The following is a 25,016-nucleotide window of genomic DNA, read 5'->3' as shown; positions in this document are numbered from 1 at the left end:
TTCACTTTCATTATATCACAAGGGGGGGTCTTTTTGCGCTCTTTTGAGTTTTCGTCGTCCCACCTCCGCACAGTTGAGTAGGGCTGTAAAAGCTGATGAAATCAGCGTAGTAGAGCCCACTCAACCACTGCGTCTTGCTCGAAAATCCAAAGACAATTGAAGAGTCTAGGACTTTTGTCCCAGACTCTTTTTTTGAATTTATAACTTCGCTTGAGGCTAAGAATATTTATGAACTTGGAACTTTATATCGAAGGATATAGCATTTATAAAGGAAAATCAAGAAATAATGCCTAGCAAGCGAGTAGACAAGCTTGGTTTTTTATCCTTCTATATAGTCTCTTAATGCTTGACCACTTAGGCCGACATTAAGGGCAATCAGTAGCTTGATGCGAGCCTTGGGGGCATTGAGCTCTTTGACAAACATGATTCCAGCTTGGTGCAGCTTGACACCGCCACCTTCATAGGCGTAGACAGGCTCAGCAATGCCGTTGAAACAGCGAGAAACCAGAGCGATGGGGAGACCAGCTTTTGCCATCTCTGTTAATTTTTCCGCAGTTTCTTTCGGAAGATTGCCAGCACCAAAGGCTTCGATGATGAGACCGTCTAGCTTTTGCAAATCCAGCATATCTAGCAGTTCTGTTTTCATACCGGCATAGGCCGGTATGATGGGGACCAGGCCTGAAATGCTAGTCAGGTCAAAGCGGACGCGAGGTTCTGCTGTTTTGAAATAGAGAATTTCCTGCTTCATGACCAGACCTAGAGGGCCGTGCGTCGGAGTTTGAAAGGTGCTGACGTTGGTGGTGTGGGTTTTAGTGACATATTTGGCAGCATGCACTTCATCATTCATGACGACGAGAACGCCCTTGCCTCGACTCTTCTCGTCACTGGCCACCCGCAAAGCAGTCAGGTAATTATAAACTCCGTCACTGCCGAGTTCATTTGAACTTCTCATAGCTCCGGTCAAAACGACAGGGATGTCAGGCAGGTCCATGGTATCAAGGAAGTAGGCCGTTTCCTCTAGAGTATCAGTTCCGTGGGTAATGACCACACCATCGTAGTGCTCAGCGTCAGCCTTGATTTTTTTGTAGAGTTCTAGCATATGATAGGGAGTGATGTGAGGACTGGGAACGTTGAAGAAATCAATCACCGTCACTTCAATACCATCTAAGGGAACAGCCACATGGTTCATGGGATTGTCTTGGCTGCTATTGACGGCACCGCTTCTGTCAGCCTGCATGGAAATGGTTCCACCAGTATGTAAAACTAAAATCTGCTTATTCATAGATGTGCTTCTCCGTGAATTGTGTTATAATTTATTGTATCATAAAAGGAAAGAATGAGAAAATCAATGGAAATAAAAGCCGTCTTTTTTGATATAGATGGAACCTTGATTAATGACAGTCGAACCGTCTTGAAATCGACAGAGGCCGCCATTAAGAGTTTGCAAGAACAAGGGATTTTGGTCGGTTTAGCGACAGGCCGTGGCCCCTTCTTTGTCAAGCCTTTTATGGACAAGCTGGATTTAGACTTTGCTGTCACTTACAATGGTCAGTATATTTTTTCAAAAGACAGGGTTATTTCTGCCACACCGATTGATAAGCAGAGCCTGCGTGATTTGATTGCCTACGCTAAGAAGCACCGGAAAGAAATTTCCTTGGGAACAGAGGATGCCATGGAAGGTTCAAAAATTATGACCTTTGGTATGAGTTCCTTTTCCCAGTGGGCTACCCAGTTTATCCCTAGGAGCATGACTCGGACGGTGAGTCACGGTTTTAACAAGATTGTGAGCAAGGCCTTGCCTCAGCATGAAGAAGACCTGCTGAAATTGATTCAAGAGCCCATTTATCAAGTGCTGATTTTGGCAGATCCGGCTGAGAGTGCAAAAATTGAAGCGGATTTCCCGCATTTAAAATTTACTCGTTCGAGTCCCTATGCGACGGACATTATCAATCAAGGGATGTCCAAGCTGGAGGGGATTCGTCTAGTCGGTCAAGAATACGGCTTTGATATCCATCAGGTCATGGCCTTCGGAGATTCAGACAATGACTTGGAAATGCTGTCGGGAGTTGGCTTGTCTATTGCCATGGGAAATGGCACCAGCTCTGTCAAGGAAGTAGCCAAGCATACGACTAGCAGCAATAGTCAGGATGGGATTCATCGGGCACTAGAACATTTCGGTATTTTGGCCAGCGAGAAAGTCTTTGTGTCTCGCGATCACCACTTTAATAAGGTCAAGACCTTCCATGGTGTCATGGATGAGTCTACGCAGGAAGAACCCATCGCTTGGACACCAGAGGAAGCTCGGCACCGTGCTGACTTCAAGTTGGAAGAGTTGGTTGAATTTCTCAGAGCTGCCAGCTCTTCAGAGGAAGAATTTGATCAGTCGATGGTTAGAATGCACGAAGCTTTAGATAAGGCTGCTGCCAAGGTTCGTAGCAAGAGCAAGGCAGAAATCTCCTTAGTTGGTCAAGTTGATGCTCTGATCGATACGCTCTACTTTACTTACGGTAGTTTTGTCTTGATGGGAGTCGATCCCGAGCGGATTTTTGATATTGTCCATCAGGCCAATATGGGGAAGATTTTCCCAGATGGAAAAGCGCATTTTGATCCCGTGACTCATAAAATCCTCAAACCAGATGACTGGGAAGAAAAATATGCGCCAGAACCAGCGATCGAACGGGAGTTGGAGCGACAGATTCAGGCCTATCAGCGCAATGTGGAAAAGACGCAAAAAGAAACAAAAGACGAAGAGTAGCGACTCTTCATCAGCAGAATTTCTATTTTACGATACTCAATCTAATTATTTTACGGAGGTACCTCATGTTATCAAGAGTTGAAAAATTTGAAGCAGCCTTGGCTCAGACAGAATGCGATGCTGTTTTAGTAACCAATCTGAAGAATATTTACTATCTGACTGGTTTCAGCGGGACAGAGGCGACAGTTTTTATTAGCAAGTCGCGTCGGATTTTCCTGACGGATTCTCGTTATACCCTGATTGCTAAGGGCGTGGTTGAGGGCTTTGATATTGTTGAAACGCGGGATGCGGTTGGAGAAATTGCTAAAATCATTGCGGACGACAAGTTGGCGAAAATCGGTTTTGACGATGAAATTTCCTATGCTTACTTCAAGATGCTGGAAAGTGTGTTTGCTGGTCATGAGCTGGTGCCGATGACAGCCTTTATCGAAAATTTGCGCATGATCAAGGATGGGCAAGAAATCGCGACCATTCGCAAGGCCTGTCAGATTTCTGATCAAGCCTTCCTAGACGTGCTGGACTTTATCAAGCCTGGTCAGACGACAGAGCTGGCTGTTATGAACTTTTTAGATGCCCGTATGCGCCAGTTAGGTGCTTCAGGTGCTTCCTTTGACTTTATCATCGCTTCTGGCTACCGCTCTGCTATGCCTCACGGCGTGGCCAGTGACAAGGTCATCCAAAATGGTGAAACCCTGACCATGGACTTTGGTTGCTACTACAATCACTATGTCAGCGATATGACGCGGACTGTTCATGTGGGGCAGGTGACGGATGAAGAGCGAGAAATTTATGATATTGTCCTGCGCAGCAATCAAGCCCTGATAGAAGCGGCTAAGGCTGGACTCAGCTGTATTGATTTTGACCGGATTCCTCGTCAAATTATCAACGATGCAGGCTACGGCCCTTACTTCAGCCACGGGATTGGTCACGGGATTGGGCTGGATATCCATGAGATTCCTTACTTTGGCAAGTCAGAAGAGCCGATTGAGGCTGGCATGGTCTTGACCGATGAGCCGGGCATCTATCTGGATGGCAAATACGGCGTTCGGATCGAAGATGACCTTCTGATCACAGAGACTGGTTGTGAGGTCTTGACCCTTGCTCCAAAAGAATTGATTGTGATTTGAGAATTATCAAGCTTTATGGTAGAATAAAGAGTAAATTATTTATTAAAGAGGTAAAAAACAAATGATTGAAGCAAGTAAGCTGAAAGCTGGAATGACTTTTGAAACTGCTGATGGTAAATTGATCCGCGTCTTGGAAGCAAGTCACCACAAACCAGGTAAGGGAAATACTATCATGCGTATGAAATTGCGTGATGTTCGTACTGGTTCTACATTTGAGACTAGTTACCGTCCAGAAGAAAAATTTGAACAAGCTATCATCGAAACAGTGCCAGCACAATACTTGTACCAAATGGATGGCACTGCTTATTTCATGAATACTGAGACTTATGACCAATACGAAATCCCAGTAGTCAACGTAGAGGAAGAATTGAAATACATCCTTGAAAACTCAGATGTGAAAATCCAATTCTACGGATCAGAAGTGATCGGTGTGACAGTACCTACAACTGTTGAATTGGTGGTAACAGAAACACAACCATCTATCAAAGGTGCTACTGTAACAGGTTCTGGTAAACCAGCAACTCTTGAAACAGGTCTTGTTGTTAACGTACCAGACTTCATCGAAGTTGGACAAAAATTGGTCATCAATACAGCAGAAGGAACTTACGTTTCTCGTGCGTAATTTCAATCTTTCATATAGAAAGGAATTCTTATGGCAAACGAACAATTAGGCGAAATCGTTATTGCGCCACGAGTCTTGGAAAAAATTATTGCCATTGCTACGGCTAAGGTAGAGGGCGTTCATTCTTTTGCAAATAAAAGCATGTCAGATAGCCTTTCTATGCGTACGCTTGGACGCGGTGTTGCGCTGCATACGGATGAAAGTGGCGACATATCAGTTGATATCTACCTATATCTGGAGTACGGTATCAGTGTACCAACAGTTGCAGTTGCAATCCAAAAAGCAGTCAAGAGTGCTGTAAGCGATATGGCTGAAGTGGAGCTGTCTGCTGTCAATATCCATGTGGCAGGCATTGTTCCAGAAAAATCACCAAAACCAGATTTGAAAGATCTATTTGATGAGGATTTCCTCAATGACTGATGTTTTGTTAGAATCTAGAAGAGAGCTACGTCAGCGGGCTTTTCAGGCTTTGATGAGTCTAGAGTATGAGGGTGATGCCATTGAGTCTTGCCGCTTTGCCTATACCTACGATAAGGACGAAGAGGAGACGGATGCTGAGGTCAATATCCCAGCATTTCTACTCAATTTGGTCACAGGAGTGCTCCAGTCCAAGGAAGAGTTAGATAAGAAAATCGCCCAGCACTTGAAAGCAGGCTGGACAGTTGAGCGTCTAACTTTGGTGGAAAAGAATATCCTGCGATTAGGCATCTTTGAAATGACAGAGTTCGATACTCCCGAGCGAGTAGCGGTCAATGAAGCCATTGAACTTTCCAAGCAATTTTCTGATGAAAAATCAAGTAAGTTTATCAATGGGATTTTGAGTCAATTTATAACAGAAGAAAAAGACTGAGACGACTGTCTCAGCTTTTTTGGTTTTTGATAGTTGCAGTCGCTGACAAATCATAAGAAAGTTTCTGTAGGTCTATGGCTGGACTAGTCTAGCTTGCTATAGGTTAATGGCAACCTAGACCTCGGTTGGTCACTTTTCCTATAGATTCATGGCAATCTAGGTCTCGACTGTTCACTTCTCCTATAAAATCATTGTAAATTAGGCCTCGCCTGCTCACTTTTCCTATAGATTCATGGGAATCTAGGCCTTGGCTGCTTACTTTTCCTATAGATTCATGGCAAGCTAGACCTCGAATGTGCTTTTCATCTCTATTTATAGGATGAATCGCTTTCGTTTCTTACGATTTTTACTAGGTTTTTTAGAGATGAGGAATGGTCTAGTCAGTCTAAGTAAGAAAAGAAAGATATAAGAGAAAATCGCCTGAAGAGCAATTCTTCAGAAGAGAGTTTTTGAGGGGGATCTTTGGATTGAATACGGCTACGTGGGGAAATTTAAATTGCTAGTAAACTTGATAATGTTGAAAAAGTTCCTGTCTGTTTTTATATGCTATTTCTACATATAAACTTTATGGATTAAATAATAATTGCTATAATAGGAAACAGGAAGTATCTAATAGATTGTATTGTTAAAAGCTTTAAGGTACTTGAAAAATTCCAAGAAGAGGAAGAGCTTAGAGCAGGTAAATATATGGATTATTTGCAGATTACAAGAGGACAAGTATGGCGATTATTTTGATTTCAGTTATTATTGCATTTCTATATCATAAAATCGCAGAACATTTCAAGAATAGTTATATGGATTGTATTTTATTTCTATCATTGATTTTGTCTCATTTTATATGGGATTACCATTTCTTACCAATTGATATAGTAATAGCCCTCAGTGGAGTACATTTACTATCAAATTTCTTTGAAAAGGTTAGAAGTAAACAATAAAACTGATTTAGAGAGAGTCACTATAAAATGAAAGGTAAAAAGTTAGGTATTAAAAATGAAACATTTTTTTGCAGGTCTTGGTGCAATAAACTTTGCTAGTTATCTAATTGCTATAGGTGTAGGATTGGCACCTCTCTTTCACATTTTTATAATTCGTTCGGAAGTAAGTTTTGGGAAAATAGTATTGTCTATAATAGCTATATTTTTAATCATTGTTTTAACAATTGCTCGAATTTATAGAAGATTTTTCTATATAGATTAGTTCGATTTTCTTTAAAGTTTGGGAAAATCTTATCTTTCTAAAAAAACGGACAGTGCTATTGAAATGCAGGTGATAGCCTAAGGAAAGCGCTAGTGATTCTAACACCAAAAGGCAATCAGGGATTGAACGACATTAAAAAGACTTTAAAAGAAGAGTCTGGGACAAAAGTCCTAGCCTCTCAATTGTCTTTGGATTGTCGAGCAAGACGCAGTGGTTGAGTGGGCTCTACCACGCTGATTTCATCAGCTTTTACAGCCCTACTCAACTGTGCGGAGGCGGGACGACGAAATCGAATTCTAACGAATGACCGATTTCTGTCCCACTCTTTTTTTGATGAGTCTAAAGAAATATTTCGTTTCATTATCTTAAACAACAAAGAGAGAGCCAGTGGATTTCCTATAAAAGGAATCTGAAATCATACATAAAGCTTTGGAATAAAAAAATGGTCTATGAAAACCTTTACATTTCGATAGAGAATCTGTATAATAAATACAGAAAACGTTTGCATACGTATTTTCTATAGGAAAAAATAAAGGAGTTTTTTTATTTATGAAAAGAAACTATCATCTACAGTCTCGGACCAGTGAAAAGCGTCATTATTTTGGGATTCGTCGCTTAAAAGTCGGAGTAGCATCTGTCGTGATTGCGTCTGGCTTTCTCTTTGGAGGTGCCCAGTTAGCCAAAGCAGATGAGACAAAGGCTACGACTAGCCCAGCAACGGAAGCAGTATCAGCTGCTAATTCAGAAGCTTTGCCTAAGCCAGAGGTTGAAGCCAAAACTGAGGAAGTGGATAGTTCAGCGCAAAAAGAAAGCAAACAAAAAGTCAATATTGAGAAAAGCGCCCAGCCTGAAGCAGTAGTAAATCAAGCTGCTCAGCCGACAGAGGGTGCAGAATCTAGTGCGACCCCAGAAGCAGCTGGTAAAGAAGCAAAGGAAACAGTTGTATCTGACGAGAAAGAAAAGCCAGCGTCAACTAGTCAGTCGGAGACATCGACCAAGGATGCTATCGCAGATGGCCATATGCGTTTCCATTTCAAAAATCTGCCATCCGAAAATCTGGATAGCTTAGGCTTATGGACTTGGGATGATGTTGAAACGCCTTCTGGTCAAAAGGGAGGTTGGCCGACTGGTGCGACTAGTTTTGCGACAGCTAAAAAAGATGATTATGGCTATTACCTTGATGTCAAGATGGCAGAGAAAAGAAGCAAGGTTAGTCTCTTAATCAACAATACGGCAGGTCAAAACATTACAGGTGATAAGACAGTTGAGCTGCTGAGCCCTCAGATGAATGAAGTTTGGTTTGACAAAGACTATAATCCTCATACCTCCGAGCCTTTGAAAGAAGGAATGCTTCGCATCAATTATTATCGTACAGATGGTCAGTATGATAAGAAATCCCTCTGGCTCTGGGGAGATGTGCAACGTCCAGGTCAAAATTGGCCTGATGGCGTGGACTTTGAAAAGACTGGGAAATACGGTCGCTACGTAGATGTTCCTTTGAAAGAGGCTGCAAAGATGATTGGTTTCCTGCTTTTAGATGAAAGTAAGTCAGGAGATGATGTGAAGATTCAAAAACAGGATTATAATTTCGCAAATTTGGGTAAAACTAGCCAGATTTTCTTGCGTGATGCGGATCCAACGGTTTATACCAACCCATACTTTGTCAATGATATCCGCATGACAGGAGCCCAGCATGTTAGCCTGACAGAAATTGAGGCGACTTTCTCTACCTTAGAAAATGCTAAAAAAGAAGATATTCTGAAAAACCTAAAAATTACCAACAAAGATGGTGGAGAAGTCACTGTTAAAGATGTGGTTCTGGACTCTAAGAATAAAAGCGCAAAATTAATCGGTGATTTTAATCAAGCTCAGTCACCTTACCTTATCAAATATGGCAATGACCAATTCAAAACCAGCATGAACTGGCAGTTGAAGGACAGCCTTTACAAGTATGATGGTGATTTGGGCGCGCGTGTTTCTCAAGCGGGCAAACAAGTGGATCTGACCTTCTGGTCACCAAGTGCGGACCAAGTCGATTTGGTGGTCTATGACAAAAAAGATCAGAACAAGGTTCTTGGGCGCATAGCTATGCAGAAGGGGGAGTCTGGCACATGGACTAGTAGTTTGACGCCTGAGAGCGGGCTAGGTCTTTCTGACTATCGTGGATATTTCTATCATTATGAAATTAGCCGTGGTGGTAAAAAAGTTCTTGTGCTAGACCCATATGCCAAGTCTTTAGCAGCTTGGAACAATGAAGATGCGGACAAGGGGGATGCCTACAAGATTGCCAAGGCAGCCTTTGTAGATCCAAGTGAATATGGACCGAAAGATCTGACCTATGCTACTATTCCGAACTTCAAGAAGCGGGAAGATGCCTTGATTTATGAGGCACATGTCCGTGATTTCACTTCAGATCCAGCTATTTCAAAGGATTTGAAATCTCAATTTGGAACCTTCTCAGCTTTCATTGAGAAATTGGATTATTTGAAAGAACTAGGAGTGACTCATGTTCAGCTCTTGCCAGTTCTGAGTTATTACTTTGTAAATGAGCTGAAAAATGCTGAGCGCATGGACAAGTATGCTTCCAGCAACAGCAACTATAACTGGGGCTATGACCCGCAAAACTACTTCTCGCTGACAGGTATGTATTCGAGCACACCGACAGACCCAGCTAAGCGCATTGAGGAATTCAAAAATCTTGTCAATGAAATTCATAAGCGTGGCATGGGCGTTATCATGGATGTGGTCTATAATCACACAGCCAAGACCTCTATCTTTGAGGACTTGGAGCCCAACTACTACCACTTTATGGACGCGGATGGTACACCGAGAACCAGCTTTGGTGGCGGCCGCTTGGGGACTACTCACTATATGAGCAGACGGGTCTTGGTGGATTCGATCAAGTATCTGACAGAGCAGTACAAGGTAGATGGTTTCCGCTTTGATATGATGGGAGACCATGATGCAGAGTCCATTCAAAAAGCTTTTGAAGAAGCTAAAAAGCTCAATCCAAATCTCATTATGCTGGGTGAGGGCTGGAAGACTTATGCAGGTGATGAAAATAAAGCAGTCCAGCCTGCTGACCAAACTTGGATGAAGTCAACAGACACGGTGGCGGTCTTCTCAGATGATATTCGCAACACCTTGAAATCAGGTTATCCAAATGAGGGAACACCAGCCTTTATCACTGGTGGTAAACGAAATGTAGAAGATGTTTTCAAGAATATCAAGGCACAGCCAACCAATTTTGAGGCAGATAGCCCAGGGGATGTGATCCAATACATTGCAGCCCATGATAATCTGACCCTCTTTGATATCATTGCCCAGTCAATCAAGAAAGATCCAGCAGTCGCTGCCAATAATCAAGAGATCCATCGCCGTCTGCGCCTGGGAAATCTGATGATGCTGACTTCGCAAGGAACACCATTTATCCACTCTGGACAAGAATACGGCCGAACCAAGCAATTCCGCGATCCTGCCTATAAATATCCTGTTTCCGAAGACAAGGTCCCAAACAAAGCGCATTTGTTGACCAATGAGGACGGCACGCCGTTTGAATATCCGTATTTCATTCATGATTCTTATGATTCGAGCGACGCGGTCAATCATTTTGATTGGACCAAGGCGACTGATTCGGAGAAATTCCCAGAAAATGCCAAGAGCCGTGCCTATATGAAGGGCTTGATTAGTCTGCGGAAATCAACGGACGCCTTCACTCGCAGTTCCAAAGATGAAGTAGATCAAAATGTGACTCTCATTACCCAGCCTGGCAAGGATGGCGTTGAGAAAGAGGATCTTGTTCTCGGCTACCAAGTGGTTGCTTCAAATGGCGATATTTATGCAGTCTTTGTCAATGCAGACAAAAAGGAGCGAAACTTCAACTTTGGTGAAACCTACAAACATCTAGCAGGTGCAGAGGTTGTGGCTGATGGCAATAGCGCAGGAATTACAGCTATTTCGAATCCAGCTGGCGTCACCAGAAACAGCAATGGCTTGACCCTAGCTCCGCTGACAGCGACAATTTTGCGGATTAAAAAGGCGAGTCCAGCTCAAGAAGAAAAGCCTCAAGATACAAGTAAAGACACCCAGCAAAAACCGTCTCAAGGCAGCGTTAAGGAGCTTCAAAAAGAACAAAACCCTAGTCCTAGCTTGTCCAATAAGCTTGTTCAAGTTCCATCTACATCTCTATCGTCAGAGAGTCAAAAGCCACTTGCTGCAGAGCCACAGCAGGACAAAGTAAGTCCTAGTGTGACAGCTTCGACAGAAAAAGTCTTGCCGAAAACGGGCACAGAAACTTCCCTGCTGGCGATTTTAGGTGGTTCTCTTGCCTTCTTGGCTGGCTTGTTCACTTTTAGAAAGAAGCAATAAAGTGAGAGTGGGACAGAAATCGGTAATTCGTTAGAATTCGATTTCGTCGTCCCACCTCCGCACAGTTGAGTAGGGCTGTAAAAGCTGATGAAATCAGCGTAGTAGAGCCCACTCAACCACTGCGTCTTGCTCGACAATCCAAAGACAATTGAGGAGTCTGGGACAAAAGTCCGACCTCAAATATAAAAAGCGAACAAAACTAGTTTTCTGGTAATCAGAATTCTGTTTTGTTCGCTTTTCGCATTTAATTATAGATTTCAAGGGCTTAATAATTAAGATTTTTAAAAATTGAAATCTTTTTGTCCCAAACTCCATTTTCTTATTTAGTAGGGATTGAATGAAAATTACACACTCTTGCCTGGTAAGAGGTTCACTGGCAGGAAGTAGCCCGTTGTTGTGACTTCTTGCTTGTCAATTTTTTGTAGCAGTAAATCGACCAGAAGTTTGGCAATCTCTTTCAGCGGTTGCTTAATGGTTGCCAGCTGAGGGTAGTAGTTCTCCACAAAGTAGGTGCCGTCGTAGCCGATGATTTTTAGATCTTCAGGAATCTGGATGTCTAGCTCCTGAGCGACTTTCATGACTAGAATAGCTGTCAAATCATCTGAAGCGAAGATAGCATCTGGCTTCTTGTGGGTCAAAATGTGTTTGATTTCCATTTCCTTTCGGACTGGAGAAAAGTCGCTAGACACATTGATGATAGGAGCGTCCGGCAGGACAGAGGCGAAGCCAGCATGGCGCAGGCCGGTCGGTGAGTTGGAATTGTCATTGCCAGTAATCATGATGATGTTTTGAGCGCCAGCCTTGACCAAGGTCTGAGCCGCCAGCACCCCGCCCCCATAGTTGTCTGAGGAGACGACTGGAATATCTGGTGAAAGGTTACGGTCAAAGGAAATGATAGGAGCAGTCACGCGATTGTAGTCTTCGATGCCTAGATTGTGGCTACCGGAAATAATGCCGTCTACCTGATTAGCCTCCAGCATTTCAAGGTATTCACGCTCCTTGTCAGAGTCGTGCTCGCTATTGCAGATAATGGTTTTATAGCCTTGTTTAAAGAGCTCGTGCTCTAGCTTGCCAATCAATTCTGCATAAAAGACATTGCTGATATTGGGGAAAATGAGTCCGATCAGCTTGGCTGATTTTCCTTGGAGGCTACGCGCCAGATTGTTGGGCTTGTAGGCCAATTCTCGCATGGCTGCTTCAACCTTAGAAATCGTTTTGTCGGATAAGTAGCCTTTTCTGTTAATGACGCGGGAAACAGTTGTGGGGCTGACTCCTGCAAGTTTTGCTACATCAGTTAGCTTTGCGACCATAATCTAATTCATAGTAAGTGCCGGTTGGATTGCCTTTGGTAATGGCAATGCCTGTCTGGTCTTCTCTCGGGAAGACACGGCCGGAAAATACTTTCTCTCCTTTATCTATGAAAATTTCAAAAATTGATTTATCGATGAAGATAGTAGCACTTGTGGCTTCTTTGTCAATATCACAGCTTCGGCTGGTTCCAAAGTCTAGTGCGAATGGCTCGCCTGCCTGACTACGGTCAACCGTCACTTGTCCTGCCTTGAGGTCAAAATTGATGCGTAGGCCTTTGCCATCCTTGTCTGCAAAGAGGACGATTTCATGCTCAGTGTCTGCAGCAAGATTCAGCTCTAGTTCATAGCTGTTCTTGCTTTCTGCCAAAGCAGCGAAAGGCTGAGCCTCTACTCGCAAGTCCTTGATTGCTGAGATTGGGTATTGGTAGAGCTTGCCGTCTTTCAGGGTTAATTCCTTGACGAGTGAGAAGGTTCCTTGATGGTCGAAGCGGTCAGATGGGTATTCCACATCAGGCAAGCCTAGCCAGCTGACAGCCAGTGCGCGACCGTCAGGTGCATTAAAGGCTTGGGTCGCGTAGCAGTCGAAGCCATAGTCTAAATTCTGGATTGGGCTAGGATTAATCATAGCAGCTTGATTTGTGTCAAACGCTTGACCTATTTTATACATATTTGGATAAATGTTGTCATAATCCAGTATGTCCTTAGACAAACCTTGAGGGCAATAGAGCAGGACTGGTTGGTCATTGATAAAGACAAGGTTTGGACACTCCATCATGTAGGCTGTCTTGTCATTGGCGAAGTCTAAATCACCGACGGCTTCCCAGTTGGTATAGTCGTTATCAACAGCCTTGTACAGCTTGACATAGCCTTGCTTGTCTAGATTTTGCCCACCGACAATAGCATAGAATTGCCCTTTGTAGTTGAAAATCTGTGGATCGCGGAAGTGGTCAGTCGCTTCAGCAGGTTGTTCAATCAAGACCTTGTCAATTTTTTCCAGCTTGCCTGATTTATCTAACAAGGCGCCGATTTGATAGGGGTGACGCACCCAATTCTCATCACGAACATTACCAGTATAGAAGAGAAAGAGCTTGTCGCCAAACTGCATGGCAGAGCCAGAATAGGCGCCGTGGCTGTCCAGAGCAGTATCTGGCAGCACCCGAAGGCCAGTTTCAGTGAAGTGAACTAGGTCATCACTTTCTAATTGAACCCAGCATTTGAGACCGTGTGCAGCCCCGAAAGGAAAGTTTTGATAAAACACCACCCACTTGCCGTCAAAGTAAGAAAAGCCATTGGGGTCATTGAGCAGACCTGTCTGAGGCTCCACATGGTAGTTAGCCCGCCAAGGAGATTTAGCGATGTTTTCTTTAATCTGCTGTACCTCTTCCTGAGTCCAGTCTTCATAGCGTTTGTAGCGTTTTTCAGTCGTCCAAGCCAATCTTTTGTCCTCCGAATCATATTATTTTTTATTACTATAGTAAACGTTTTCTGTCGAAAAATCAACATTTAACAGTAAAAAAATATTTTTTCTGCAAAACGCTTGACATATTTTTGAATCATGGTAAAATAATATTCGTAAAGGTGATAAAATCGCTTTCAAAAAGTTTTACAATATTTTTATAAGGAGATTTTTGCAAATGAATAATACTGAAATTGCAAAAAAGGTCATCGAAGCCTTGGGTGGACGTGAGAACGTTAACAGTGTAGCCCACTGTGCGACTCGTCTGCGCGTCATGGTTAAAGATGAAGGTAAAATCGACAAAAATACTGTCGAGAACCTAGAAAAAGTTCAGGGAGCTTTCTTTAACTCAGGCCAATACCAAATCATCTTTGGTACAGGTACGGTTAATAAAATCTATGACGAAGTTGTAGCCTTAGGTTTGCCGACTTCATCAAAAGATGACATGAAAGCAGAAGCTGCTAAGCAAGGGAATTGGTTCCAACGCGCCATCCGTACATTTGGTGACGTATTTGTACCAATCATCCCAGTTATCGTAGCAACTGGTCTCTTCATGGGTGTTCGTGGTCTCTTGAACGCTCTTGGAATGACGCTTCCAGATGATGTAACGACCTATACTCAAATCTTAACAGATACAGCCTTCATTATCCTACCAGGTCTGGTAGTTTGGTCAACCTTCCGTGTATTCGGTGGAAATCCAGCCGTTGGTATCGTTCTTGGTATGATGCTTGTATCTGGCTCGCTTCCAAACGCTTGGGCAGTAGCATCAGGTGGTGAAGTGACTGCTATGAAATTCTTTGGCTTCATCCCAGTTGTTGGTTTGCAAGGTTCTGTTCTTCCAGCCTTCATTATTGGGGTTGTCGGAGCTAAGTTTGAAAAAGCAGTCCGTAAGGTTGTTCCAGATGTTCTGGATCTTTTGGTCACACCATTTGTAACCCTTTTGGTGATGTCAATTCTTGGACTTTTCGTTATCGGACCAGTCTTCCACGTTGTTGAAAACTACATTCTTATTGGTACAAAAGCTATTCTTGGCTTGCCATTTGGTCTAGGTGGTTTGTTGATCGGTGGAGTTCACCAATTGATTGTCGTATCAGGTGTACACCATATCTTCAACTTGCTTGAAGTGCAATTGCTCGCAGCTGACCATGCTAACCCATTCAATGCTATCATCACTGCAGCTATGACAGCTCAAGGTGCTGCAACTGTTGCCGTTGGTGTCAAAACTAAAAATCCTAAACTCAAAACTCTTGCTTTCCCAGCAGCTCTTTCTGCCTTCCTTGGTATTACAGAGCCTGCTATCTTCGGGGTTAACTTGCGTTACCGCAAACCATTCTTCCTTTCATTGATCGCTGGTGCTGTCGGTGGTGGCTTGGCTTCTATCCTTGGCCTTGCTGGTACTGGTAATGGTATCACTATCATCCCAGGTACCATGCTTTACATTGGTAATGGACAACTCTTCCAATATCTCTTCATGGTAGCTGTATCATTTGCTCTTGGTTTTGCCCTTACTTACATGTTTGGTTACGAAGATGAAGCTGAAGTTGCTACGAATGCTACTACAGAGCGTCTGGTCGAAGAAGAAACAACTGGCAATGTTCCAGCAGTTCTCCAAGATGAAACAATCATTTCTCCAATTGTTGGTGGTGCAGTAGCTTTGAGTGATGTAAATGATCCTGTTTTCTCAAGCGGAGCTATGGGTCAAGGGATTGCGATCAAGCCAACTGAAGGTGTCGTTTACGCCCCAGCTGATGCAGAAGTGACAATTGCTTTTGCGACAGGCCATGCCTATGGTTTGAAGACAGCTAATGGTGCTGAAATCCTGATCCACGTTGGTATTGACACAGTGTCTATGAATGGCGAAGGATTTGATCAAAAAGTTTCTCAAGGTTCTAAAGTCAAAGCTGGCGATATTATTGGAACTTTTGATTCAGCTAAAATCGCAGCAGCTGGTCTGGATGACACGACTATGGTTATCGTGACTAACACAGCTGACTACGCTTCTGTGACTCCAGTAGCAGAAGGAACTGTTGCTAAAGGCGATGCGATTATTGAAGTGAAAGCTTAATCTTAGCTATAGAAAGTCAACAAAGGAAAACGAACAACTTATGTTTGTTCGTTTTTTACTTGAGTGCTAAGATTTACAGAGGAAAATCTAAAATATAGAGCCATTTCCAATATGGAAATATGCTATAATGGAGTATAAAGAATACAAGAGGTGTTTGAAATGACAAAATTGTACGGAAGTTTAGAAGCCGGTGGAACCAAATTTATCTGTGCTGTGGGCGATGAAAATTTTAATGTTGTAGAAAAGACACAGTTTCCTACGACTACACCGATTGAGACACTGGATAAAACGATTGAGTTCTTCTCTCGTTTTGACAATCTAGCTGGTCTGGCAGTCGGCTCTTTCGGTCCTATTGATATTGATCCTAATTCAAAAACATATGGCTACATTACGACAACTCCAAAACCACATTGGGCAAATGTAGACATCGTGGGAGCGCTTCGTCGTGCTTTGAATGTGCCTATTTACTTTACGACAGATGTCAACAGCTCTGCTTATGGTGAAGTTGTAGCCCGCAATAATGCTGGCGGTCGCATTGAAAATCTAGTTTATTATACGATTGGAACGGGAATTGGCGCTGGTGCTATCCAACGTGGTGAGTTTGTTGGGGGTACAGGCCATCCAGAGATGGGGCACTACTATGTAGCTCAGCACCCAATGGATGTGGAAAAAGGCTTTAATGGCGTTTGTCCTTTCCACAAGGGCTGTTTGGAAGGCTTGGCGGCTGGTCCTAGTCTAGAAGCGCGGACTGGTGTACGTGGTGAAAACATTGAGCTCAATAATACTGTCTGGGATATTCAGGCTTACTATATTGCGCAGGCAGCTATTCAAGCGACGGTGACTTTCCGTCCAGATGTCATTGTCTTTGGCGGTGGCGTGATGGCGCAGCAGCACATGTTAGACCGTGTCCGTGAGAAATTTACTGTCCTGCTCAATGGTTACCTGCCAGTGCCAGATGTGCGTGACTACATTGTCACACCAGCTGTCGCAGGAAATGGTTCAGCCACACTAGGAAATTTTGTCCTTGCAAAAGATATTAGCCAACGCTATGCAAAATAAGTAAACAAGGCGTTGAGAGTGTTCAAATAAACTAAGGAGGCTGAGATAGGGAATCCAGCCTCTTCCATTTGAGGTGAAAGATGCAAAAAGCAATTGTGAAAGATCCTTTCTTTTTACAGCAAAAATCAGTCCCAGCTACAAAGGCCGACCTATTTTTAGCCCAATACTTGCAGGATACCTTGTTGGCGCATAGAGAGTCTTGTGTCGGTCTTGCTGCGAATATGATTGGTTACCAAAAGCGAGTGATTATTTTTATGTATGGCATGCTGCCCATGGTTATGTTTAATCCAGTTCTCATTCAGAAGTCTGGCCCTTATGAAACGGAAGAAGGTTGTCTATCTTTGACAGGCAGTCGGTCAACCATTCGTTACCAGAAAATCACTGTCGAATATCTGGATCAGAATTGGCTGAAGAAGACCATCACGTTAGAGGATTTTCCAGCGCAAATCTGTCAGCATGAATTGGACCATTTGGAAGGAATTCTCATATAGGAAAGGTATCTGGAAAGGATAGGAATAGAATGAAAGTATATCAGCGCGATGGCGCAACATTTTATGCCATGGGCTTTGCCTTACTCTTTGCTATCTTTTTTTTCATGGCTTCTGTATCTATGAATAAGGTCTCCCCTGAGTCAACAAGTCAAAATAGTAGCAATCAACTGGTTCATAGGAGTCCTACCAGCAAAGAAGACCAAAGAAGCAGGCAGACTACTGAAGAAAGCAACAATATGCTCAATCCGCTCTATTGGGGAATGGGCATAACCGCTATTTTTATGATCGTTCTAGGCTATATTTCGAATCATAAACCACCGATTTTAGAGATGGATGAGATGGGAATAAGGCTGAGAGGCTTCTCTGCTAAAAGAGAGAAGTACTTCTTGTGGCAGGAGATTGAGCAAATTGAATACGATATATCTCGACCTAGGATGACATCTTCAGAACCGACCAGTCGAATTTTATATTTCTATCCTAAAAATCAAGAGGAGAGTGCTGTCTCTTTAGACTTGGCTGATGTGAAAAACACTAGCTTTAATGAACTTCATCAAGAAATTTCCCAACTTGCTCCGCATATCAAGTGGCTCTTTCCATAGAAATATTATTATGGAGTAGAGATAAGATCTGCTTGGTCATTCTAGCGATTGCAAAATTACATTTATATATATTTATGGTTTCGAACGCTATTTACCAGTTTAGCCAAGTATGATAAAATAGAAAAGTCACAGCATTAAGAAATTAAGGAGACAATGATGAAAAAAGTATTTAAATACACAGCCTTGCTTGTGGCAGGTGTGAGCTTAACAGCCTGTGCCTTGCTTCCAAGTCCAAATAAAAAACATTCTGGTAAGCCAAATCAGGAGACAACTGTCAAAAAATCAGCCAGCAATGGGCAGGTTGATATCCAGATTAAGGATGGTCAGTTTATTATGCCAAGCAACGGATCAGCTGATGCCAAATACTTGGCCTTGTCTTTGGAAATTAAGAATAAAACAAATGATAAGATCATGATTTCCTCCTCAGACATTGGTTTTTATGATTCAGAGGGAGAAAAGATCCAGCCGGTCGGAGTCTATGATGATAAAGAAAACTTCAAAACACTGAGCTATGAAGATTTAGCGGAAGGAAAAACTCTTTCTGGTAATCTGGTCTTTAAGGTTGAAGATGGCAAGAAATATGAACTTCACTATGAGAAGAAAAACTATAGCTCAGATGAAAAAGCAGAAGCCATCAAATTAAAGGTTGATCCTGCGAAATATCCTAATCACGTTGACGAATCAAAGAATTTAGCTTCTGATTACCTCAATGCTGTTTTCTTGGGAGGAGAAGCAAAGACAAAATCTTCTAAAGACAAAGGCGATTTGGTTTTGGGCGGCGACTTGGAGCAAGATAAAAAAGATTATAGAGCGGCTTTTGCATCAGATTTTACACGTAAATTGCATGACTATCCTTTTAGTGATGATGAAATCAACGCTTTCATTGATGCTTATGTGAAAAGTAATGCCAAACGCTCAGAAATTGATTACACAGTAGCCCAGTATATGCCAAATTCAATCGTTATCAAGATCAAACCGAGAACGGTCAGTCTAAATAAAACCATGTATACCTACCGTCAAGATTTTTATGATAAGCATCGTTCTGAATATGGAAGTCTGAGTGACGTCTACAAAGCTACCGATAAGAGCTATGCCAATGACATGATGGCTGGAATGGATTCACGTCCTCTTCTTACGCCAGAACGAGATTATCAGTTGAAATTTGTCAAAACAGATGGCAAATGGGTCCTAGAGCGTGATTATTCTTATGAATCCATAGTCAGAGCTTTTGAAGGCGATATATCTTAATAGCAAGATGAGAGGGCGGATGCTTCATTCTGCTCTCTATTTTTGTTTCCTAGTCTAGCTTTGTGCTATACTGGAGAATAGATATGTAGAGTAAAGGAGCCTGCCATGAAACAATTCTATGATAAATTAGTAAAAACACGTCATTATCTTCATCAGTATCCAGAGCTGTCTGGCCAAGAGTATGAAACGACAGCCTTTCTAAGCCGTTATTTGCAAGACTTGGGGATAAAAATCTTGGACTCTGGCTTAGAGACGGGATTGATTGCCGAAATTGGTCAAGGAGAGCCAGTGATCGCTTTAAGGGCAGATATTGATGCCCTGCCCATTTTAGAGCAGACAGGTCTGCCTTACGCTAGCCAAAATCCTGGTGTCATGCATGCCTGCGGCCATGATTTTCATCAGACTAGTCTTTTGGGAGCGGCGGAGTTGCTTAAGGCTATGGAAGAAGATTTACAGGGAACCATTCGTCTGATTTTTCAGCCAGCTGAGGAAACCTCCCAAGGAGCCAGTCAAGTTCTGGCTACGGGCTTGCTGGATGATGTAGTTGCGATTATCGGTTTTCACAATATGCCACAGTTAAAAGCTGGGCAAATGGCCTTGAAGCCGGGAGCTATGATGGCAGGCGTGGAAAAGTTTAAGGTGACTGTGGAGGGAGTCAGCAGCCATGCGGCTCGGCCAGATTTGGGAGTGGATACGGTGCTGACTCTGACCAGCATGATTCAAAATCTTCAAGCTCTGGTTTCTCGGACTGTCTCGCCCTTTGAGCCAGTTGTTTTATCTATAACCCACATTGAGGCTGGGGCGACTTGGAATGTTCTGCCGCAAAATGGCTTCTTTGAAGGCACCATTCGTTGTTTTAATCCTGATTTGCAGAAGCGTTTGAAAGCAGATTTTATCCGTATTGTGGAGCATACAGCGGGGAATTTCGGTGCGAAGGTCGCCATTGTCTGGGATCAGACTCCGCCAGTGACCTATAATGATCCAGAATTAGCCGAGCTTATTTTTAAAAATTCTCAGAATATCGGGGAGCTACTGCCTGCTCAGCCGTCTTCAGCTGGCGAAGACTTTGCCTTCTACCAGGAAAAAATCCCTGGTGTCTTTGCCTTTATCGGCTCAAATGGTGCGGCAGATGCGCCTGACCTGCACCATGATAGCATGACGATTGACGATGCGGCCTTTCAGGTTTCTGTGCCTTACTATGTCGAAAACGCCATCTTCCTCCTCAAACACTATAAGAAATAACTATAGTCTTTCATAGAAAATAAGAACTAGGCAAGCTCCTCTTCTTTTGTTATCATAGAAAAACAAGATTTCGATATTTTCAAATAGTTTGAATAATCGAATCAGTGATAAAGAAAATCTATCACCTTGATAAAAAATATATAATGGTCAGGATTTTCGACTTTTGGTATGATAGAAACATGCTCTTTAGGAGGAGATAGAGATATGAATATTAAAAAAATATTGAAATACACTGCCACTGCTGTGGTAGGAAGTCTTGCAGTTGGGCTGCTTGTAGCCTGCTCGTCTTCTGCAAGTAAAGATAGTACTACAAAGAAAAAGACGATTGAAGTCGGAACGGTTGGAACAACTAAGCCTTTCTCTTATGAGGATAAGGACGGAAAACTAACTGGTTACGAAATTGAAGTGCTTCGTGAAATCTTTAAAGGTTCAGATAAGTATGAAGTCAACTTCAACAAAACCAAATGGGCTTCTGTTTTCTCTGGCTTGGACAGTGACCGCTACCAAATCGGTGCCAATAACATCAGTTATTCAGAAGATCGTGCTGGTAAATACCTCTATACCAACCCTTACGCTAAAAACCCAACCGTCTTGGTGGTTCGTAAAGGAGTGAATATCAAGTCGCTGGACGATATCGGAGGCAAGTCTACTGAGGTTGTTCAAGGTACTTCAACAGCCAAACAACTGGAAAAGTACAATGAAGAACACAGTTCAAATCCAACAACCATCAACTACACAGATGGTACAATCCAGCAAATCTTGGCTAATTTGAACGATGGTCGCTCAGACTACAAGATCTTTGAACGTATCACAGTAGATACCATCATCAAAGACCAAGGTTTAGATAATGTCGAAGTGATTGAACTTCCAAGTGACCAACAACCCTATGTATATCCAATCCTTGCTTCAGGACAAGAAGAGCTTCAAACCTTCATGAACAAGCGGATCAAGGAACTCTACGAGGATGGAACACTTGAAAAATTATCAAAAGAGTTCTTTGGCGGCACTTATTTGCCAGATGCCAAGGATATCAAGTAAGTTCTGATTTTCTTTGCTCTAAGCAATCGGAAATAACTTACAACCCTTTCATTAGAAAAAAATATATTTTATAAGGAGATTATCTCATGAAATTGAAAAAATGGTTTGGTGCAACAGCACTCTTAGCTATAGCAGCATTTGGTTTGGCAGCTTGCTCGTCTTCAACATCAAAAAACGCTAAGTCAGCAGACAGTGCAACAGTGACTGTAAAAGTTGGTGTGATGAGCCTCAGCGATACAGAAGAAGCACGTTGGAACAAGGTTCAAGAAATCCTTGATAAGGATAAAGCAGGTGTTAAATTGGAGTTCACCCAATTTACAGACTATTCTCAGCCTAACCAAGCAGTTCGCGATGGCGATGTAGACATCAATGCCTTCCAGCATTACTACTACTTGAAAAACTGGAATAAAGAAAACAATGCTGACTTGGTGTCTGTAGCAGATACGTATATCGCACCAATCCGCCTTTACTCTGGTACTAAAGATGGTAAAAACAAATATACTGATGTGAAAGACATTCCAGAAAACGGAAGCATTGCCGTGCCAAATGACCCAACAAACGAAAGCCGTGCTTTGAATCTTCTTCAAGCAGCTGGTTTGATCAAGTTGGACGTGGATTCAACGAAGCTTGCGACTGTTGCTAACATCAAAGAAAACAAGAAAAACTTGAAAATTTCTGAATTGGATGCTTCTCAAACAGCAGCTTCTCTTACTTCTGTAGATGCAGCGGTTGTCAACAATACCTTCGTTCGTGAAGCTGGTATTGACTACAAGAGCGCTCTTTACAAAGAAAAGACAGATGAAAATTCTAAATTGTGGTACAATCTGATTGCTGCTAAGAAAGATTGGGAAAAATCTGACAAGGCAGACGCCATCAAGAAAATCATCAAGGCTTACCATACTGACGAAGTTAAAAAAGTCATTGAAGAATCTTCAGATGGTATGGATCAACCAGTTTGGTAAGATTTTATAGAAAATAATTGAAGATAGAAAGGGCGGGGAATGGATTTCTCCAGCCCTTTATCTGCTATTAGTTAGAGTTTTTATTGGCAGAGATGATTTGGCAATTTTTGATGGAGAGCTGTAGACTTACAAGATAGCAGCTTTCGTGAATCATCGCAGATCATCTTTAAACAGATGCGATTAGTAGGAGTTACACATGCCTTTCTCAACTGAGAGTGAACAAATTAAAAAGTTTGAAAATGACGAGGTGGCCCAACACTATTTTGAGGTGTTGCGAACCTTGATTTCTAAAAAGTCTATCTTTGCCCAGCAAATTGGGCTCAAGGAGGTAGCTACCTATCTGGGAGAAATTTTCACTGCCGCGGGTGCTAAAGTGATAATTGATGACAGCTACACGGCTCCCTTTGTATTGGCAGAGTTTCAGTCAGACAATCCTGAGGCCAAGACCATCATTTTCTACAACCACTATGATACGGTACCAGCTGATAATGACCAGCCTTGGACAAACGATCCTTTTACTCTGTCGGTCCACTACGGTGTCATGTACGGCCGCGGGGTCGATGATGACAAAGGGCACATTACTGCTCGTTTGACAGCGGTGCGTAAGTATATCCGAGAGCAAGGTTCTCTGCCAGTCAATATCATTTTTATGATGGAGGGAGCAGAGGAGTCAGCTTCAACAGACTTGGATAAATACCTAGCCAAGCATAAGAAACATTTGCGGGGAGCAGATTTGCTGGTCTGGGAGCAGGGCACGCGTAATAATCTAGGCCAGCTAGAGATTTCTGGTGGAAATAAGGGCATTGTCACCTTTGATATGTCTGTTCGTAGTGCAGAAGTCGATATCCATTCTAGTTATGGCGGTGTCATTAATTCAGCTTCTTGGTACTTGATGGATGCTATTTCTAGCCTGCGTAGTGTTGACGGTCGGATTTTGGTGGAGGGCATCTATGAGCAAGTACAGGAGCCCAATGAGCGAGAGCTGGCTTTGATTGCCCAGTATGCTCTGAAAACACCAGAAGAGTTGAAAGAAATTTACGGCCTCCAGCTTCCAGTCTTGAAAGAGGACAGGCAGGAATTTCTGCGTCGCTTCTATTTTGAGCCAGCCATTAACATTGAAGGATTCGGTTCAGGCTATCAGGGACAAGGAGTCAAAACCATCCTCCCAGCATATGCATCTGCCAAGATGGAAGTGCGCTTGGTACCAGGCTTAGAGCCCCATGATGTCTTGGACAAGATTCGCAAGCAACTGGACAAAAATGGCTATGATAAGGTAGAATTAACCTATACACTGGGAGAAATGAGCTATCGTAGTGATATGAGTGCCCCTTCTATCCTGAATGTGATTGAACTGGCCAAGGATTTTTATCCAGAGGGCATCTCGGTGCTTCCGACATCGGCAGGAACAGGACCCATGCATACAGTCTTTGAGGCTTTGGAAGTTCCGATGGCTGCTTTTGGCTTGGGAAATGCCAATAGTCGAGATCATGGTGGCGATGAAAATGTCAAGATTGCCGATTATTATACCCATATTGAATTAATCAAGGAGTTAATCAGAAGTTATGAGCAATGAAATTATCAAATTAGACCGTATTGATGTCACTTTTACACAGAAAAATCGTGTCATCAAGGCGGTTGAAGATGTGACCATTCACATCAATCAGGGGGATATTTACGGTATCGTAGGTTATTCTGGTGCCGGAAAGTCAACTTTGGTGCGGGTTATTAACCTCCTGCAGAAGCCATCGGGTGGACGCATCACTGTGGATGGGACAGTCCTGTATGACAAAGAAAGCGTCCAATTGAATGCGGCTCAACTGCGGGAAAAGCGCAAGGATATTGGCATGATTTTCCAGCATTTCAATCTGATGGCTCAGATGACGGCCAAGGAAAATGTCGCATTTGCCTTGAAGCACTCTTCCCTGTCTGCTGCTGAAAAAGAGGAGAAGGTTCGCAAACTTTTAGAATTGGTAGGTCTGGAAGATCGAGCGGATAATTATCCGTCTCAGCTTTCTGGCGGTCAGAAGCAGCGCGTGGCGATTGCTAGAGCCTTGGCCAATGACCCAAAAATCTTGATTTCAGATGAAGCGACTTCGGCATTGGATCCTAAAACAACTAAGCAAATTTTGACCTTGCTTCAGGATTTGAATCAAAAGTTGGGGCTGACGATTGTACTGATCACGCACGAAATGCAGATTGTCAAAGATATTGCTAATCGTGTAGCTGTTATGCAGAATGGGAAATTGATCGAGGAAGGCTCGGTTTTGGATATCTTTACCAATCCACAGAACGAATTGACCCAAGACTTTATCACCACAGCAACAGGCATCACTGAAGCGATGGTTAAAATCAATCAACAGAAGATTGTGCAAGACCTGCCAGCGGATTCTGTATTGGCGCATTTGAAATATGCTGGTACGGTGACAGATACAGCCATTATCAACGATATCTACAAGCAGTATCAAGTTTCAGCCAATATTTTACATGCTAACATTGAGATTTTAGACAATGTGCCTGTCGGGGAGATGGTAGTCATTTTGTCAGGAAATGCAGAAAACCTTGCGTCTGCTCAAAGCAATTTGCAAGCTGCTGGCGTAGAATTAAAGGTGCTTAAGGGAGGAATTTAG

Annotated in this window: 21 protein-coding genes; 18 read left to right on the top strand and 3 right to left on the bottom strand. The window is 42.8% G+C overall.

Going from position 1 to position 25,016, the window contains the following annotated elements:
- Positions 1-319: 319 nt before the first annotated feature.
- Positions 320-1,282 carry an asparaginase gene (locus tag RWS39_RS05225; RefSeq protein ID WP_125372478.1) on the bottom strand — a complete coding sequence of 321 codons (963 nt, stop codon included), beginning with the start codon at positions 1,280-1,282 and terminating at the stop codon, positions 320-322.
- A gap of 66 nt (positions 1,283-1,348) precedes the next feature.
- On the opposite strand from RWS39_RS05225, the gene RWS39_RS05220 reads away from it, so the two are divergent.
- From RWS39_RS05220 to RWS39_RS05185, 8 genes are all read left to right on the top strand, one after another.
- Positions 1,349-2,755 carry a Cof-type HAD-IIB family hydrolase gene (locus RWS39_RS05220; protein WP_125372658.1) on the top strand — a complete coding sequence of 469 codons (1,407 nt, stop codon included), beginning with the start codon at positions 1,349-1,351 and terminating at the stop codon, positions 2,753-2,755.
- A 65-nt stretch (positions 2,756-2,820) separates the two neighbouring features.
- Entirely contained in the window at positions 2,821-3,882 is a 1,062-nt protein-coding gene (locus RWS39_RS05215; RefSeq protein ID WP_125372477.1) for a M24 family metallopeptidase, read from the top strand.
- 61 nt (positions 3,883-3,943) lie between these two features.
- On the top strand, positions 3,944-4,504 hold the full coding sequence (efp, locus tag RWS39_RS05210) for an elongation factor P (RefSeq protein ID WP_005591786.1): 561 nt from the start codon (positions 3,944-3,946) through the stop codon (positions 4,502-4,504).
- 30 nt (positions 4,505-4,534) lie between these two features.
- Positions 4,535-4,924, top strand: a complete 390-nt coding sequence (locus RWS39_RS05205; RefSeq protein ID WP_005591787.1) for an Asp23/Gls24 family envelope stress response protein — start codon at positions 4,535-4,537, stop codon at positions 4,922-4,924.
- Positions 4,917-5,354, top strand: coding sequence for a transcription antitermination factor NusB (gene nusB, locus RWS39_RS05200; RefSeq protein ID WP_185761042.1), 438 nt, complete (start codon positions 4,917-4,919; stop codon positions 5,352-5,354). The genes RWS39_RS05205 and nusB overlap by 8 nt, the downstream gene beginning before the upstream one ends.
- A gap of 719 nt (positions 5,355-6,073) precedes the next feature.
- The gene (locus tag RWS39_RS05195; RefSeq protein ID WP_125372476.1) at positions 6,074-6,289 is read left to right on the top strand and encodes a hypothetical protein; all 216 of its coding nucleotides are present in this window, start codon (positions 6,074-6,076) and stop codon (positions 6,287-6,289) included.
- A 55-nt stretch (positions 6,290-6,344) separates the two neighbouring features.
- Entirely contained in the window at positions 6,345-6,551 is a 207-nt protein-coding gene (locus RWS39_RS05190) for a hypothetical protein (protein WP_125372475.1), read from the top strand.
- 549 nt (positions 6,552-7,100) lie between these two features.
- On the top strand, positions 7,101-10,919 hold the full coding sequence (locus RWS39_RS05185; RefSeq protein ID WP_125378892.1) for a pullulanase: 3,819 nt from the start codon (positions 7,101-7,103) through the stop codon (positions 10,917-10,919).
- Between the two features lie 344 nt (positions 10,920-11,263).
- Here RWS39_RS05185 and RWS39_RS05180 read toward each other — a convergent pair whose 3' ends face one another.
- Positions 11,264-12,229: a LacI family DNA-binding transcriptional regulator gene (locus RWS39_RS05180; protein ID WP_125372473.1), complete on the bottom strand. Its 966-nt coding sequence runs from the start codon at positions 12,227-12,229 to the stop codon at positions 11,264-11,266.
- Positions 12,210-13,664: a sucrose-6-phosphate hydrolase gene (locus RWS39_RS05175; RefSeq protein ID WP_314481184.1), complete on the bottom strand. Its 1,455-nt coding sequence runs from the start codon at positions 13,662-13,664 to the stop codon at positions 12,210-12,212. Before RWS39_RS05175 ends, RWS39_RS05180 begins: the two co-directional genes overlap by 20 nt.
- Positions 13,665-13,863: 199 nt before the next feature.
- Between RWS39_RS05175 and RWS39_RS05170 the strand changes: the two genes are divergently transcribed.
- The 10 genes from RWS39_RS05170 to RWS39_RS05125 all read left to right on the top strand — a co-directional run bounded on the left by RWS39_RS05170 (position 13,864) and on the right by RWS39_RS05125 (position 25,016).
- Positions 13,864-15,750, top strand: a complete 1,887-nt coding sequence (locus RWS39_RS05170; RefSeq protein ID WP_314481183.1) for a sucrose-specific PTS transporter subunit IIBC — start codon at positions 13,864-13,866, stop codon at positions 15,748-15,750.
- A 159-nt stretch (positions 15,751-15,909) separates the two neighbouring features.
- Positions 15,910-16,809, top strand: a complete 900-nt coding sequence (scrK, locus tag RWS39_RS05165; protein WP_314481181.1) for a fructokinase ScrK — start codon at positions 15,910-15,912, stop codon at positions 16,807-16,809.
- 80 nt (positions 16,810-16,889) lie between these two features.
- Positions 16,890-17,300: a peptide deformylase gene (locus RWS39_RS05160; protein WP_314481179.1), complete on the top strand. Its 411-nt coding sequence runs from the start codon at positions 16,890-16,892 to the stop codon at positions 17,298-17,300.
- Positions 17,301-17,329: 29 nt separating this feature from the next.
- Positions 17,330-17,899: a hypothetical protein gene (locus tag RWS39_RS05155; RefSeq protein WP_314481177.1), complete on the top strand. Its 570-nt coding sequence runs from the start codon at positions 17,330-17,332 to the stop codon at positions 17,897-17,899.
- Positions 17,900-18,052: 153 nt separating this feature from the next.
- The gene (locus tag RWS39_RS05150; RefSeq protein WP_314481175.1) at positions 18,053-19,147 is read left to right on the top strand and encodes a DUF4352 domain-containing protein; all 1,095 of its coding nucleotides are present in this window, start codon (positions 18,053-18,055) and stop codon (positions 19,145-19,147) included.
- Positions 19,148-19,252: 105 nt separating this feature from the next.
- Positions 19,253-20,389, top strand: a complete 1,137-nt coding sequence (locus RWS39_RS05145) for an amidohydrolase (protein WP_314481173.1) — start codon at positions 19,253-19,255, stop codon at positions 20,387-20,389.
- 204 nt (positions 20,390-20,593) lie between these two features.
- A complete protein-coding gene (locus RWS39_RS05140; RefSeq protein ID WP_045500765.1) occupies positions 20,594-21,427 on the top strand; it encodes a transporter substrate-binding domain-containing protein in 834 nt (277 codons plus the stop codon).
- Positions 21,428-21,513: 86 nt separating this feature from the next.
- Positions 21,514-22,389, top strand: a complete 876-nt coding sequence (locus RWS39_RS05135; protein WP_314481170.1) for a MetQ/NlpA family ABC transporter substrate-binding protein — start codon at positions 21,514-21,516, stop codon at positions 22,387-22,389.
- 196 nt (positions 22,390-22,585) lie between these two features.
- Positions 22,586-23,962: a M20/M25/M40 family metallo-hydrolase gene (locus RWS39_RS05130; protein WP_314481169.1), complete on the top strand. Its 1,377-nt coding sequence runs from the start codon at positions 22,586-22,588 to the stop codon at positions 23,960-23,962.
- Entirely contained in the window at positions 23,952-25,016 is a 1,065-nt protein-coding gene (locus RWS39_RS05125) for a methionine ABC transporter ATP-binding protein (protein ID WP_314481167.1), read from the top strand. Before RWS39_RS05130 ends, RWS39_RS05125 begins: the two co-directional genes overlap by 11 nt.

Source organism: Streptococcus cristatus, assembly GCF_963529205.1.
GTDB lineage: Bacteria > Bacillota > Bacilli > Lactobacillales > Streptococcaceae > Streptococcus > Streptococcus cristatus_O.
Note: the sequence above shows the minus strand (reverse complement) of the source record. Positions and strands in the feature narration are given on the sequence as shown.

Coding starts and splice junctions, on each gene's coding strand:
- RWS39_RS05140 (WP_045500765.1), top strand. CDS start 20,594: ATGAATATTAAAAAAATATTGAAATACACTGCCACTGCTGTGGTAGGA.
- nusB (WP_185761042.1), top strand. CDS start 4,917: ATGACTGATGTTTTGTTAGAATCTAGAAGAGAGCTACGTCAGCGGGCT.
- RWS39_RS05125 (WP_314481167.1), top strand. CDS start 23,952: ATGAGCAATGAAATTATCAAATTAGACCGTATTGATGTCACTTTTACA.
- RWS39_RS05185 (WP_125378892.1), top strand. CDS start 7,101: ATGAAAAGAAACTATCATCTACAGTCTCGGACCAGTGAAAAGCGTCAT.
- scrK (WP_314481181.1), top strand. CDS start 15,910: ATGACAAAATTGTACGGAAGTTTAGAAGCCGGTGGAACCAAATTTATC.
- RWS39_RS05145 (WP_314481173.1), top strand. CDS start 19,253: ATGAAACAATTCTATGATAAATTAGTAAAAACACGTCATTATCTTCAT.
- RWS39_RS05170 (WP_314481183.1), top strand. CDS start 13,864: ATGAATAATACTGAAATTGCAAAAAAGGTCATCGAAGCCTTGGGTGGA.
- RWS39_RS05190 (WP_125372475.1), top strand. CDS start 6,345: ATGAAACATTTTTTTGCAGGTCTTGGTGCAATAAACTTTGCTAGTTAT.
- RWS39_RS05155 (WP_314481177.1), top strand. CDS start 17,330: ATGAAAGTATATCAGCGCGATGGCGCAACATTTTATGCCATGGGCTTT.
- RWS39_RS05205 (WP_005591787.1), top strand. CDS start 4,535: ATGGCAAACGAACAATTAGGCGAAATCGTTATTGCGCCACGAGTCTTG.
- efp (WP_005591786.1), top strand. CDS start 3,944: ATGATTGAAGCAAGTAAGCTGAAAGCTGGAATGACTTTTGAAACTGCT.
- RWS39_RS05220 (WP_125372658.1), top strand. CDS start 1,349: ATGGAAATAAAAGCCGTCTTTTTTGATATAGATGGAACCTTGATTAAT.
- RWS39_RS05195 (WP_125372476.1), top strand. CDS start 6,074: ATGGCGATTATTTTGATTTCAGTTATTATTGCATTTCTATATCATAAA.
- RWS39_RS05135 (WP_314481170.1), top strand. CDS start 21,514: ATGAAATTGAAAAAATGGTTTGGTGCAACAGCACTCTTAGCTATAGCA.
- RWS39_RS05225 (WP_125372478.1), bottom strand. CDS start 1,282: ATGAATAAGCAGATTTTAGTTTTACATACTGGTGGAACCATTTCCATG.
- RWS39_RS05180 (WP_125372473.1), bottom strand. CDS start 12,229: ATGGTCGCAAAGCTAACTGATGTAGCAAAACTTGCAGGAGTCAGCCCC.
- RWS39_RS05160 (WP_314481179.1), top strand. CDS start 16,890: ATGCAAAAAGCAATTGTGAAAGATCCTTTCTTTTTACAGCAAAAATCA.
- RWS39_RS05215 (WP_125372477.1), top strand. CDS start 2,821: ATGTTATCAAGAGTTGAAAAATTTGAAGCAGCCTTGGCTCAGACAGAA.
- RWS39_RS05150 (WP_314481175.1), top strand. CDS start 18,053: ATGATGAAAAAAGTATTTAAATACACAGCCTTGCTTGTGGCAGGTGTG.
- RWS39_RS05130 (WP_314481169.1), top strand. CDS start 22,586: ATGCCTTTCTCAACTGAGAGTGAACAAATTAAAAAGTTTGAAAATGAC.